The sequence below is a fragment of the Massilia sp. genome, assembly GCF_032106685.1.
Taxonomy (GTDB): Bacteria; Pseudomonadota; Gammaproteobacteria; order Burkholderiales; family Burkholderiaceae_D; genus Telluria.
The window spans coordinates 118,231-131,562 of sequence record NZ_DAMCPG010000005.1 but is presented as its reverse complement, the minus strand read 5'-3'; the positions used below and the strand labels follow the sequence as shown (position 1 = coordinate 131,562).

Genomic DNA, 13,332 nt, shown 5'->3' with positions numbered 1-13,332 from the left:
ACTGGATACGGTTCATTTTACAAGCGGTGGCCGACTGCCGGCACCAGCCTGCGATTTCCTGTCTCCTGTTCTCGCCGAACCATCGCATTTTTCGCAGCAGGCTCTGCCGAAAGGGCGTTGTCAACGCTAGAATGGATGATTCTCGACTCGGTTCCGACGTACATGACTCCAGCACGGTTTCGTTTCCTGCTCCTGCTGTCCATCTTGCTGGAGTTGGCTGCCGCAGCAGCGAGCGCGTTTATGCCGCAAGATGCCGCGTTTCTGCGCTTGCGGGAAGCCTATGAGGCGCAGCCCAATGTCATCGACGCATATTCCGAACAGCTGTATACGGCCTTGATACTGGCGCTGGGCGTTGCGTCCTACGCCGCGCTGGTCGGTCTTTACCGATTCCGGCGCTGGGGCCGCACGTGGAGCCTTTGGCTGACGCTGGCGCCCCTGCCGCTCTATCTTCTGGACGGTCCGGTACTGGTGGCGCCACTGGAATCGTTTTTGTCCGCGCTGTGGGCAATGTCGTGGAGCGCAGTACTGGCCGTCGCTTACTTCTCTCCGCTGAGCGCGCGCTTCGAAGGCACGCCTGACTTGCGCTAGAACCCGATCCGCCCCTTGCCCGGCGTCGTCCTGATCCGCACGTCCTCGAGCGTGACCTGGCTGCGCCCGCCGGCCACCGCATAGCCCAGGCTGTCGAGCAGGGTCTTGCGCAGGTCGCGCGGCGAGACCGGCGCCAGCCGGTCGAGCACGGCGTCGGCCAGGCGCTCGTCGAAACCGTCCAGGTTGAGTTCCTCCAGCAGCCCCGCGTACATGCGCTGGGCGATGCCTGCCGCCTGCTCGGGCGTCGGCGCCGGCACTTCGTACACGGCCATCCGGTTCAGCAGGGGCGCGGGGATGCCCTCGGTGGAGTTGGCGGTCAGGACCCAGCAGATCTGGCTGGCGTCGATCTCGACGTCGATGAACTCGTCGCGGAAGGCGCGCGCCGTTTCCGGTTCCAGTAGTTGGTACAGGGCGGCCAGCGGGTCGGACTGCGAGGAGCCGGTCGCCTTTTCGACCTCGTCGAGCACCACCACCGGGTTGGCGAACTGGCCGCGCACCAGGCGTTCGGCGACCTTGCCGCACTTGGCGCCGCGCCAGCTGGCCGAGCTGCCGGTGATGACGAAGCCGGCCGACAGGGCGTTCATGCTGATCAGTTCGAACTCGGTGCCCATGGCCTTGGCCAGGCGCCGTGCGAAATGGGTCTTGCCCACGCCCGGGCCGCCCAGCAGCAGGATCGGCATCACGTTGAAGCCGCGGTTGCCGGCATGGGCCAGGCGCAGGTAGCGCGCCAGGTCGTCCAGGACCTCGTCGAAGTTGGGACAGTCCTCGCGCAGGACGTCGAGGGATTCGATGGAAGAGGGGGTGGTGACGAAGCGCTCGGGGCCGGTCTCGAGCATGCGTTCGTAGAACGCGTCGAGTTCCGGCGAGCGCCCGCGGCTGCGCTCGAGGGCGTCCTGGACGTCGAGCAGGTCGTAGACGGCGCGGGTGCGGGCAAGGGTGATGCTCACGGCGGTTCTCCTTCATGCCGCCCGGCGGCGCCAGCGTCGGCGCCCCTACTTGCCGGGCGATGAATAATCCTAACCCGCCGAGCATGAATCCGCAATTTCCAGCCCGACTGTTGTGCGCGCCCGGCGGTGTTGCAGGGCAGCGTCCGGTTCAGCCTATTTTTGCGCCATGTCAAATCGTAAAGACAGCTTGTCTAGATGAGGTAGCACTTGCAGTCTTTTAGCTAAGTGCTTCATTTTGCGGGACATTTTGTCTTGACACTGCTTGAGGGAAGCGCGCTAAGTCCTTGGTTTCATTGGCAAAATCGGTAAGTTTCCTCACGGAATTCGCTTGACCAGCAACAACGCTTCCTCTAAAGTGGGAAACGGTGTGAAAAAGTGCAGTTTTGTGGGAGATGTCAGGGTCTCCCGGCGCGCAAAACAACTAAACTGATAACTCTCCAAACTAGGTACCTACGTGTTTCAAGGCGCGTCAGCGATCAATCTCGATGCGAAAGGCCGGATGTCTATCCCGGCAAAGCACCGTGACGCCCTTGCACTTCAGTGCGAAGGGCGCCTGACCTTGACCCGCCACCCGCACGGCTGCCTGCTGCTGTTCCCCCGTCCTGTCTGGGAAACCCACCGCGACCAGATCGCCGCCTGGCCGATGTCCGCCCGCGCGTGGCAGCGCATTTTCCTCGGTAACGCCTGCGATGTCGAGGTCGACAGCGCCGGCCGAATCCTGATTTCCCCCGAACTGCGCTCCGCCGTCGGGCTGCAAAAGGAAGTGATGATGCTCGGCATGGGCACCCACTTCGAAATCTGGGACGCCGCCAAACTGGCCCAGGACGAGGCCGAGGCGGTCGCCGGCGGCATGCCGGATGTCCTTTCCAACTTCTCTTTCTGAGGCACCGATGACCACACCCGACACGGTGCCACATCTGCAGCATCGCACGGTGCTGCTTGACGAAGCGGTAGATGCGCTGAACCTCGACGAAGGCGAGCGCAAGAATGGCCTCTATATAGACGGCACGTTCGGCCGCGGCGGCCACAGCCGCCTGATCCTGTCGCGCCTGAATGCGGCAGGGCGCCTGGTCGCGTTCGACAAGGACCTCCAGGCGATCGCCACCGCAGAACAAATCCTTGACCCGCGCTTCTCGATCGTGCACGACAGCTTCGCCACCATGGGCACTGCCATGGCCGAGCGCGGCGTCGCCCAGGTCGACGGCATCCTGCTCGACCTGGGCATTTCTTCGCCCCAGGTCGACGATGCCGCGCGCGGCTTCAGCTTCCGTCACGACGGCCCGCTCGACATGCGCATGGACACCACCCGTGGCATCTCGGCCGCCGAGTGGATCGCGACGGCCACCGAACAACATTTGGAAAAGGTAATACGCGATTATGGGGAAGAACGGTTTGCTTTTCAGATTGCAAAGGCGATTGTTGCTCGCCGGGCAGTCGAGCCAATTTCAGGCACACGCCAGCTTGCCGCAATCGTGGCAGACGCGGTCAAGACTCGGGAAAAGGGCAAGGACCCGGCAACCCGCACCTTTCAGGCTATCCGGATTTTCATCAATCAAGAGCTTGAGGACCTCGAGGCCGGACTGAGCGCGGCCTACGCCTTGCTGGCGCCGGGTGCGCGCATGTCGATCATCAGCTTCCATTCGCTGGAAGACCGCATCGTCAAGCAGTTCCTGGCCAGTAAAGCCAAGGTCGCCCAGCCGGACCGCCGGCTGCCGATCCGCGCCGTCGACCTGCCGCAGCCGCAGATGAAGCTGATCGCCAAGATCAAGCCCAGCGACGAGGAAGTCGCGGCCAACCCGCGCGCCCGCTCGGCGGTGCTGCGCGTGGCCGAGCGCCTGCCGGACGTCGCGAAGGGCAGCGCCCGATGAGCAACAAGCTCAACGTCGCGCTGGCTGCCGGCCTGATCGCCTGCGGCCTGACGCTGGTGAACGCGCGCTACCAGGCGCGCCACCTGTTCATCGAACTCGAACGCCTGCAGCAGCAGTCGCGCCAGCTCGACATCGACTGGGCCCAGCTGCAGCTGGACCAGTCCACCCTCGGCAAGAACGAACGCATCGAACAGATCGCGCGCACCGAATTGAACATGACCCCGTTGACCCCGGCCCGCACCCAGTACCTGACGGAGGGCGCGCAATGAAGCGCGACAAGCCGTTCACCACCGGCCGCGTGGCGGCCGCGAAAGGCATGGCTTTCTCGAAAAGCCCGGTGCTGGCCGTGCGCCTGCCCGATTGGCGCTCGCGCATGGTGCTGTTCATGCTGTTCGCCGGTTTCATGACCCTGGCCGGGGCCGCCGTCTACCGCCAGGTGATCGACGACGAGTTCCTGCAAAAGCAGGGCAAGAACCGCTACGAGCGCACGCTCGAAATGCCGGCCACGCGCGGCAAGATCATGGACCGCAACGGTCAGGTGCTGGCGTCCTCGCTGCCGGTGAAGGCGGTGTGGGCCCTGCCCGAGGACGTGCTGGCCTCGCCGCCGGAAAAGATCGCCGAGCTGGCGCGCCTGCTGGAGATGCCGGAATCGGAGCTGCGCAAGAAGCTCGACTCCGACCGCACCTTCGTCTACCTGAAGCGCCAGGTCGAGATGGACGTCATCGCCAAGATCGAGAAGCTCAAGATCAACGGCATCGACACCCGCAAGGAATACAAGCGCTTCTACCCGCAGGGCGAAGTCATGACCCACCTGGTCGGCTTCACCAACGTCGAGGACGCGGGCCAGGAAGGGATGGAGCTGGCGCAGCAGAAGTCGCTGATCGGCACGCCGGGCAGCCGCCGCGTGATCAAGGATCGCCTCGGCCGCGTGGTCGAGGACCTGGGCATCCTGCGCGAGCCGCACGACGGCAAGGACCTGGTGCTGTCGGTCGACAGCAAGCTGCAGTACATCGCCTTCAACAGCATCAAGAACGCGGTCGAGAAGTTCAACGCCAGCGCCGGCGCCGCCGTGGTGCTGGACGTGCACACCGGCGAAGTGCTGGCGTTGGCCAACTACCCGACCTACAACCCGAACGACCGCCGCAAGCTGACCGGCGAGCAGCTGCGCAACCGCGTCATTACCGACACCTACGAGCCGGGCTCGATCATCAAGCCGTTCACCGTGGCCCTCGGCCTGGACAAGAAGCTGATCACGCCGAACACCGTGTTCGACACCGGCGCCGGCCGCATCACCATCGGCGGGCGCACCATGCGCGACTCGCACCCGAAGCCGATGCTGACCACCAGCGGCATCATCCAGAAGTCGTCGAACATCGGCGTGATCAAGATCTCGCAGATGATCCCGCCGCAGGACATGTGGGAGCTGTACACCAAGCTCGGCTACGGCCAGGCGCCGCGCTTCGGCTTCCCGGGCCCGGCCGCCGGCCGCGTGCGCCCATGGAAATCCTGGCGTCCGGTCGAGTACGCGAACATGGCCTTCGGCCATGGCCTGTCGGTCTCGCTGCTGCAGATGGCGCGCTCCTACATGATCTTCGCCCGCAACGGCGACATCATCCCGCTCTCGTTCGTGAAGGTGAACGAGGAGCCGGCCGGCCAGCAGATCATCTCGCCGCAGACCGCGGCCCAGGTGCGCACCATGCTCGAATCCGTGGTCAGCCCGCAAGGCACGGCCTCGCGCGCCCAGGTCGCCGGCTACCGCGTCGGCGGCAAGACCGGCACCGCGCAGAAGGTGGTCGACGGCCGCTATTCGCAGAGCCGCTACGTCGGCTCGTTCGTCGGCATCGCGCCGATGTCGCGGCCGCGCTTCGTGATCGCGGTGATGGTCGACGACCCGCGCGGCGCCGTCCACACCGGCGGCGGCGTGGCGGCGCCGACCTTCGCCGACCTGGCCGCCAGCGCGCTACGCGCCGACAACGTGCCGCCCGACTCGTCGGTCACCGACATCATCATTCCCGCCGAACCACTCGAGGAGAGTTTGTGATGGCCCCCCGTCACCACGATATCTGCCATTGGGTTGTTGCCGCCGCACCGGGCGGCAAACTCGTTTCCGACTCGCGCCAGGTCACGCCCGGCGACGTCTTCTTCGCCTACCCGGGCGACAGCCTCGATGGCCGCCGCTTCATCCGCGCCGCCGTCGATGCCGGCGCCGCCGCCGTGGTCTACGATCCGCGCGACTTCGCCTGGGACGACACGCTCGACGTGCCGCACCTGGCCGTGCCCGACCTGAAGCCCCAGGCCGGCACCATCGCCCACGCCTGCCTCGGCCAGCCCGACGCCGACATGTTCACCGTCGGCGTCACCGGCACCAACGGCAAGACCTCGATCTCGGTCTGGCTCGGCCAGGCGCTCGCCAAACTCGGCGAAACCACCGCCGTGATCGGCACCCTGGGCGTCGGCATGTTCAAGGGCGGCGCGGCGCCGGAGTTCATCGAGACCGGCTACACCACGCCCGACGCGGTGCTGCTGGCCTCGCGCCTGTCCGCCGTGCGCGCCGCCGGCGCGCGCGCGCTCGCGATCGAGGTGTCCTCGATCGGCCTGGAGCTGGGACGCACCGCCGGCATGCACTTCGACGTCGCCGTGTTCACCAACCTGACGCGCGACCACCTCGACTTCCACGGCGACATGGAAAGCTACGAGGCGGCCAAGCGCAAGCTGTTCGCCTGGCCCGAGCTGCGGCATGCGGTCGTGAACCTGGACGACGCCGCCGGCCAGCGCCTGGTCGCGCACCTGCGCGCCAGCCAGCCGCAGCTGGCCATCACCGGCTACACCCTGAAAAGCGAAGCCGAGCAGCCAGCCATCGAGGGCGTCGCCATCCTGCGCGCCTCGCACAAGCGCAGCCGCCCGGTGGGCACCGAGTTCCACCTGGAGACGCTTGACGCCAGCATGGTCGTCAAGACCCAGCTGGTCGGCCACTTCAACATCAGCAATGCGCTGGCCGTGCTGGGCACGCTGCTGGCGAAGGGCGTGCCGCTCAAGAGCGCGGTCGAGGCGGTGGAGGCCCTGGTGCCGGCGCCGGGCCGCATGCAGCAGATCGGCGGCCAGGATGCGCCGATGGTCGTGATCGACTACGCCCACACGCCGGACGCGCTGGAAAAGACCCTGGGCGCGCTGCGCCAGGTGGCGCAAGAGCGCGGCGGCGCCCTGTGGTGCGTGTTCGGCTGCGGCGGCGACCGCGATCCGGGCAAGCGTCCGCAGATGGGCGCGATCGCGCAGATGGCCGACCAGGTCATCGTCACCAGCGACAATCCGCGCAGCGAGGAGCCAGGCGCCATCATCGCCCAGATCCTGGCCGGCATGGACCAGGACCACCCGAATGCGAAACACCAGGCGATCGAGGACCGCGCCGCCGCCATCCTGTCGGCGATCAAGCACGCGGGCAAGCAGGACGTGATCCTGCTGGCCGGGAAGGGCCACGAACCCTACCAGGAGATCAAGGGCAAGAAGATGCCGTTCTCCGACGCAGACCACGCCGCGCTGGCCCTGACCGCGCGGCTCACCATGATGAGGACACACTAAGCATGCGCGGTTCGCTCGCACAACTGATCGCTTCGATTCCCGGTTCCCAGCTGACCGCTGATGCCGCCTTCGACAGCGTCTCGACCGACAGCCGTACGGCGCAAGCCGGAGCGCTGTTCGTCGCATTGCGCGGCGAAACCTTCGACGCCCACGACTTCCTCGACCAGGTCGCCGCGCGCGGCGTGGCCGCCGTCGTGGCCGAGCGCCTGCCGGAAGGCTGGACCCTGCCGGCCATCGTCGTGCCGGATACGCTCGCGGCACTGGGGCGGATCGCCAATGCCTGGCGCCGCCAGTACGACCTTCCCCTGATCGGCGTCACCGGCAGCAACGGCAAGACCACGGTCAAGGAAATGATCGCGTCCATCCTCGCCGCCGCCTTCGGCGTCGACGGCCGCCTGGCGACCCAGGGCAACCTGAACAACGAGATCGGCGTGCCGCTCACCCTGATGCGCCTGGAAGCGGCGCACCGCGCCGCGGTGGTGGAGCTGGGCATGAACCATCCGGGAGAAATCGGCCGCCTGGCCGCCATCGCCCAGCCGACGGTCGGCTTGGTCAACAACGCCCAGCGCGAGCACCAGGAATTCATGCACACCGTGGAAGCGGTGGCGCAGGAGAACGGCTCCGTCTTCGCGGCATTGCCGGCCGACGGTGTCGCCGTGTATCCGGGCGACGACGTCTACACGCCGCTGTGGCGCGGCCTGGCCGGGCATTGCCGCAGCCTGACGTTCGGCCTGGGCGACGCCTGCGACGTGCGCGCAAGCTATACCGCCACCGGCTTTGGTAACAATTTGAAAGTGACGGCCCCTTCCGGCGAATTCGCGGTGAAACTGGCCGCCGCGGGCGAGCACAACGTGCGCAACGCGCTCGCCGCGATCGCCTGCGCGCTGGCGGCCGGCATCGAACCGGCCACGATCGTGCGCGGCCTGGAAGCCTTTGCCCCGGTGGGCGGCCGCCTGCAGGGCAAGCGGGCCGCCAACGGCGCGCTGGTGATCGACGACACCTACAACGCCAACCCCGATTCGATGCGCGCCGCGATCGACGTGCTGGCAGCCTATCCGGCGCCGCGCATCCTGGTGGTCGGCGACATGGGCGAGGTCGGGGCGCAAGGAAAAGAATTCCACGAAGAGATCGGCGCCTACGCGCAGGCACGCGGCATCGAGTCCGTGCTGGCGACGGGCGAGCTGTCGCGCCACCTGGTGGCGAGCGGCGCAAAGCATTTCGAGCAGTTTGAAGAATTATTGGCAGCACTGGACGAGCAACTGGGCGGCAATTCTGACGCAACTGTGTTGGTGAAGGGCTCGCGCTTCATGAAGATGGAGCGCGTGGTCAATCACCTGATTGGTTCAACAAACACTGGCAAGGACGCCCACTAACACTATGCTTCTCTGGCTTGCACAATACCTGCAGGACTATATCGGTCCGATGCGCATCTTTAACTTCATCACCTTCCGCGCGGTGTCCGCCGCGATCACCGCGATCGCGCTCGGCCTGTTCACCGGCCCGGCCGTGATCCGCAAGCTCACCGAAATGAAGGTGGGCCAGGCGGTGCGCACCCAGGGTCCCCAGACCCACCTGAAAAAGCACGGCACCCCGACCATGGGCGGCATCCTGATCCTGATCTCGATCGCCATCTCCACGCTGCTGTGGTGCGACCTGTCGAACCGCCTGATCTGGCCGGTGCTGGTGGTCACGCTCGGCTTCGGCGCCGTCGGCTGGGTCGACGACTACCGCAAGGTGGTCTACCAGGACCCGGAAGGCATGCGCTCGGGCGAAAAGTACTTCTGGATGTCGCTGATCGGCATCGCCGCCTCGCTCTACCTGGCGTTCTCGGTGTCGGCGCCGACCCCGTGGGAAGTCGGCCAGCTGTTCTGGGAATGGGTGCAGTCGGGCTTCTCGATGACCCTGCCGCCGAAGGCCGACCTGATCGTGCCCTTCTTCAAGACCATCAGCTACCCGCTGGGCGTGTGGGGCTTCATCGCGCTGACCTATTGCGTGATCGTCGGCACCTCGAACGCCGTCAACTTCACCGACGGCCTGGACGGCCTGGCGATCATGCCGACCGTGATGGTCGGCGGCGCCCTGGGCCTGATCGCCTACCTGACCGGCAACGTCACCTATGCGAAGTACCTGTTCATCCCGCACATCGAAGGCGCCGGCGAACTCTTGATCTTCTGCGGCGCGATGGCGGGCGCGGGCCTGGCCTTCCTCTGGTATAACGCGCACCCCGCGCAGATGTTCATGGGCGACGTCGGCGCGCTGGCGCTGGGCGGCGCGCTCGGGACGATTGCCGTCATCGTGCGCCAGGAGATCGTGCTGTTCATCATGGGCGGCGTGTTCGTGGCCGAGACCCTGTCGGTGATCATCCAGGTGAGCTGGTTCAAGTACACCAAGAAGCGCTACGGCGCCGGCCGCCGTGTCTTCCTGATGGCGCCGCTGCACCACCATTTCGAACAAAAGGGCTGGAAGGAGACCAAGGTCGTGGTCCGCTTCTGGATCGTGACCATGATCCTGGTCCTCATCGGCCTGTCGACCTTGAAACTGCGCTAAGCGCTGGAACGCGATGAACTACGAAGGCAAACTCGCACTGGTACTGGGGCTCGGCGAATCCGGGCTCGCGATGGCGCAATGGCTGGCCCGTTGCGGCGCGCGCGTGCGCGTGGCCGACACGCGCGCCGAACCGGCGCGCCTGCCCGCGCTGCGCGAGGCGGTCCCAGGCGCCGAATTCGTCGGCGGCGCGTTTGGTGCGGACCTGCTCGGCGGCGTCGATTTCGTGGCCGTCAGCCCGGGCCTGGCGCCGAACCGCGAACTGGCCGCGGTCAACCCGGCCGCGCAGGCCGCCAACATTCCCGTCTGGGGCGAGATCGAGCTGTTCGCCCAGGCGCTGGCCGCGCTGAAGGCGGAGCAGGGCTACAGCCCGAAAGTCATCGCGATCACCGGCACCAACGGCAAGACCACCGTCACCAGCCTGACCGGCCTGCTGTGCCGCCGTGCCGGTTTCGACACCCGCGTCGCCGGCAACATCAGCCCGGCCGCGCTCGACGTGCTGCGCGAGGCTTTGGCCGAAGACAAGCTGCCCCAGGCCTGGGTGCTGGAGCTGTCCAGCTTCCAGCTGCACACCACCTTCAGCCTGAACGCCGACGCGGCCACGGTATTGAACATCTCCCAGGACCACCTCGACTGGCACGGCGACATGGCGGCCTACGCGGCGGACAAGGCGCGCATCTTCGGCGCGGATACGATCCGCGTGCTGAACCGCGACGACGCGACCGTGATGCGCATGGCCGCCCCGGGCGTGCCGCACGTGACGTTCGGCACCGGCGAGCCGGATGAACCGAACGCGATGGGCATCGTCAACGAACGCGGCGTGCTGTGGCTGGCCACCGCCGTCGCGGGCGAAGCAAGCGAGAAGAAGCTGAAGAAAGGGGAAGTCCCTGAGCCGGTCGAGATCACGCTCAACCGCCTGATGCCGGCCGACGCGCTGAAGATCCGCGGCCTGCACAACGCCGCGAACGCGCTGGCCGCGCTGGCCCTGTGCCGCGCCGCCGGCCTGCCGCTGGCGCCGCTGCTGCACGGCCTGCGCGAATACGCGGGCGAACCGCACCGCGTGGAACTGGTGGCCAGCATCGCCGGCGTCGATTTCTACGACGACAGCAAGGGCACCAACGTCGGCGCCACCGTCGCCGCGCTGCAGGGCCTGGGCAAGGCCTTCGGCAACCCGGACCAGCAGATCCTCCTGATCGCCGGCGGCGACGGCAAGGGCCAGGACTTCGCGCCGCTGGCCGAGCCGGTGTCGCGCTACGTGCGCGCCGTGCTCTTGATCGGCAAGGACGCGCCGGCCGTGCGCGCGGCGATCGAACCCTCGGGCGTGCCGTGCTTCGACCTGGACGAGCTGCCGCAGGCCGTGCGCCGCGCCGCCGGCCTGGCCCGTGCCGGCGACTGCGTGCTGCTGTCCCCGGCCTGCGCCAGCCTCGACATGTTCACCAACTACGCGCACCGCGCCCAGGTCTTCGTCGACGCCGTGCGCGAGATCGCGCTGGACAAGGGGATGGAAATCTGATGGCCTTCCAGATCCCCTTCAAGTTCTCGGGCACTGCCAGTCCAAGCGAGGCGATCGCCGAGCGCACGCGCCCGTCGAAAATGATGGACTACGACCAGCCGCTGGTCTGGGTCGTGCTGATCCTGATGCTGTTCGGGATGGTGATGGTGTATTCGGCCTCGATCGCGCTGCCGGACTCGCCCAAGTTCTCCTACCTGCAGGGCCGCCACGAGTACTTCCTGTACCGCCAGGCCGGCTTCATCGCGGTCTCGATCGCGGCGGCCTGGTTCGCCTTCCGGATTCCGGTCGCGCTCTGGCAGCGCTTCGCGCCGATGATGTTCGTCGGCACCCTGGTCCTGCTGGTGCTGGTGCTGGTGCCCGGCATCGGCGTGTCGGTCAACGGCGCACGGCGCTGGCTGTCGCTGAAGGTGTTCAACCTGCAGCCTTCCGAGATGATGAAGATCGTGGTGGTCCTGTACGCGGCCGACTTCACTGTGCGCAAGCAGCAGTTCATGCACAAGCTGACCAAGGGCTTCATGCCGATGGCCTTCGCGGTCGGCGTGGTCGGCATGCTGCTGCTGCTCGAGCCCGACCTCGGCGCCTTCGGCGTGATCGTCTGCATCGCCATGGGCATCCTGTTCCTGGGCGGCTTCAACATGATCTGGTTCGGCGGCATCGGCGCCATCCTGGTGCTCGTGTTCTCCTCGATCATCGCGCTCTCGCCCTTCCGCCGCGCACGCATGTTCGCCTACCTCGACCCCTGGGAAGAGGGCAATGCGCTCGACAAGGCCTACCAGCTGACCCACTCGCTGATCGCCTTCGGCCGCGGCGAGCTGGCCGGCGTGGGCCTGGGCAACAGCGTCGAGAAGCTGCACTACCTGCCGGAAGCGCACACCGACTTCATCATGGCCGTGATCGGCGAAGAGCTCGGCCTGGCCGGCGTGCTGGTGGTGCTGGCCCTGTTCTACTGGCTGGTCAAGCGCGCCTTCGACATCGGCCGCCAGGCGATCGCCCTCGACCAGTTCTTCGCCGGCCTGGCCGCGAAGGGCATCGGCATCTGGCTCGGCGTGCAGACCTTCATCAACATGGGCGTGAACCTGGGCCTGCTGCCGACCAAGGGCCTGACCCTGCCCTTGATGAGCTATGGCGGTTCCGGCGTCCTGATCAACTGCGTCGGCCTGGCGATCCTGCTGCGCATCGACTACGAGAACCGCGTGCTGATGCGGGGAGGGCGCACATGAAAAAGCTGATGATCATGGCGGCCGGTACCGGCGGCCACATCTTCCCGGGCGTGGCGATCGCCCAGACCATGCGCGAGCGCGGCTGGGACGTCAGCTGGCTGGGCACCGCCCACGGCATGGAAGGCGAGATCGTGCCGAAGCACGGCATCCCGATGGACGCCATCGACTTCGCCGGCCTGCGCGGCAAGGGCCTTGGCCACACGGTCAAGGGCGCCTTCAAGATGGCGGCCAGCTTCGCCACCTGCCTGCGCGTGCTGGGACGGCGCAAGCCCGACGTCGTGCTGGGCATGGGCGGCTACGTCACGGTGCCGGGCGGGATGATGGCGCGCACGCGCGGCATTCCGCTGGCGCTGGTGAACGCCGACGCCGCGCTGCTGCTGTCGAACAAGACCCTGACGCCGCTGGCCAGCCGCGTGCTGTTCGGCTTCCCGGCCGACTTCGGCGCCGCCGCCGGCAAGGCGGTCGTCACCGGCAATCCGGTGCGCCAGGCCATCCTCGACCTGCCTTCGCCAGAGCAGCGCTTCGCCGGCCGCACGGGTCCCTTGCGCGTGCTGGTGGTCGGCGGCAGCCTGGGCGCCAAGGTGCTGAACGACAGCGTGCCGGCCGCGCTGGCGCAGATCCCGCAGGAACAGCGTCCGCTGGTGACCCACCAGTCGGGCAAGAAGAACATCGAGGCGCTGCGCGCCGCCTATGCCCAGGCGGGCGTGGGGGCGAACGTGGTCGACTTCATCGAGGACATGGCGGCAGCGTATGCCGAGGCCGACCTGGTGATCTGCCGCGCCGGCGCGATCACGGTGTCGGAACTGACCGCCGCCGGCGTGGCCAGCGTGCTGGTGCCGTTCGTCGCATCGACCACCAGCCACCAGCGCGACAACGCGGTCTGGATGGCGCAGCAAAAGGCGGCCATTCACCTGCCGCAGGGCGAACTCTCGGCCGCGCGCGTGGCGCAGCTGCTGCAAACGACGACCCGCGCCGATTGCCTGGCGATGGCGCAGGCGGCGCGGCGCGTCGGACAGCGCGAAGCCAACGAGGCCATCGCGGCCGTGCTCGAACAACTGGCGAACAACAAGAACTAG

General features: G+C 67.0%; 12 protein-coding genes. 11 read left to right on the top strand and 1 reads right to left on the bottom strand.

The features are described from left to right. The first annotated feature begins 135 nt into the window (after window positions 1–135). Window positions 136–588 (top strand): hypothetical protein, encoded by a 453-nt coding sequence (locus RT688_RS05205; protein WP_313703786.1) that lies wholly within the window; start codon window positions 136–138, stop codon window positions 586–588. On the opposite strand, the gene RT688_RS05200 is transcribed toward RT688_RS05205, so the two are convergent. Next, window positions 585–1,535: an AAA family ATPase gene (locus RT688_RS05200; RefSeq protein WP_313703785.1), complete on the bottom strand. Its 951-nt coding sequence runs from the start codon at window positions 1,533–1,535 to the stop codon at window positions 585–587. The two genes, RT688_RS05205 and RT688_RS05200, sit on opposite strands and share 4 nt — an antisense overlap. A 454-nt stretch (window positions 1,536–1,989) precedes the next feature. On the opposite strand from RT688_RS05200, the gene mraZ reads away from it, so the two are divergent. From mraZ to murG, 10 genes are read left to right on the top strand one after another with little or no spacing between them, the layout of a single operon-like run. Then, on the top strand, window positions 1,990–2,418 hold the full coding sequence (gene mraZ, locus RT688_RS05195) for a division/cell wall cluster transcriptional repressor MraZ (protein WP_313703784.1): 429 nt from the start codon (window positions 1,990–1,992) through the stop codon (window positions 2,416–2,418). Between the two features lie 7 nt (window positions 2,419–2,425). Continuing rightward, window positions 2,426–3,403, top strand: a complete 978-nt coding sequence (rsmH, locus tag RT688_RS05190) for a 16S rRNA (cytosine(1402)-N(4))-methyltransferase RsmH (RefSeq protein WP_313703783.1) — start codon at window positions 2,426–2,428, stop codon at window positions 3,401–3,403. Then, window positions 3,400–3,672 carry a cell division protein FtsL gene (ftsL, locus tag RT688_RS05185; RefSeq protein WP_312547805.1) on the top strand — a complete coding sequence of 91 codons (273 nt, stop codon included), beginning with the start codon at window positions 3,400–3,402 and terminating at the stop codon, window positions 3,670–3,672. Before rsmH ends, ftsL begins: the two co-directional genes overlap by 4 nt. Next, window positions 3,669–5,444, top strand: a complete 1,776-nt coding sequence (locus RT688_RS05180) for a penicillin-binding protein 2 (RefSeq protein ID WP_313703782.1) — start codon at window positions 3,669–3,671, stop codon at window positions 5,442–5,444. Before ftsL ends, RT688_RS05180 begins: the two co-directional genes overlap by 4 nt. Beyond that, entirely contained in the window at window positions 5,444–6,979 is a 1,536-nt protein-coding gene (locus RT688_RS05175; RefSeq protein ID WP_313703781.1) for a UDP-N-acetylmuramoyl-L-alanyl-D-glutamate--2,6-diaminopimelate ligase, read from the top strand. The genes RT688_RS05180 and RT688_RS05175 overlap by 1 nt, the downstream gene beginning before the upstream one ends. 2 nt (window positions 6,980–6,981) lie before the next feature. Beyond that, on the top strand, window positions 6,982–8,352 hold the full coding sequence (gene murF / locus RT688_RS05170; RefSeq protein ID WP_313703780.1) for a UDP-N-acetylmuramoyl-tripeptide--D-alanyl-D-alanine ligase: 1,371 nt from the start codon (window positions 6,982–6,984) through the stop codon (window positions 8,350–8,352). A gap of 4 nt (window positions 8,353–8,356) precedes the next feature. Then, window positions 8,357–9,526, top strand: coding sequence for a phospho-N-acetylmuramoyl-pentapeptide-transferase (gene mraY / locus RT688_RS05165; protein ID WP_313703779.1), 1,170 nt, complete (start codon window positions 8,357–8,359; stop codon window positions 9,524–9,526). Between the two features lie 13 nt (window positions 9,527–9,539). Continuing rightward, window positions 9,540–11,036, top strand: a complete 1,497-nt coding sequence (murD, locus tag RT688_RS05160; RefSeq protein ID WP_313703778.1) for a UDP-N-acetylmuramoyl-L-alanine--D-glutamate ligase — start codon at window positions 9,540–9,542, stop codon at window positions 11,034–11,036. Then, complete coding sequence (gene ftsW / locus RT688_RS05155) at window positions 11,036–12,256, top strand: putative lipid II flippase FtsW (protein ID WP_313703777.1); 1,221 nt, start codon at window positions 11,036–11,038, stop codon at window positions 12,254–12,256. Before murD ends, ftsW begins: the two co-directional genes overlap by 1 nt. After that, window positions 12,253–13,332 carry an undecaprenyldiphospho-muramoylpentapeptide beta-N-acetylglucosaminyltransferase gene (gene murG / locus RT688_RS05150; protein ID WP_313703776.1) on the top strand — a complete coding sequence of 360 codons (1,080 nt, stop codon included), beginning with the start codon at window positions 12,253–12,255 and terminating at the stop codon, window positions 13,330–13,332. The genes ftsW and murG overlap by 4 nt, the downstream gene beginning before the upstream one ends.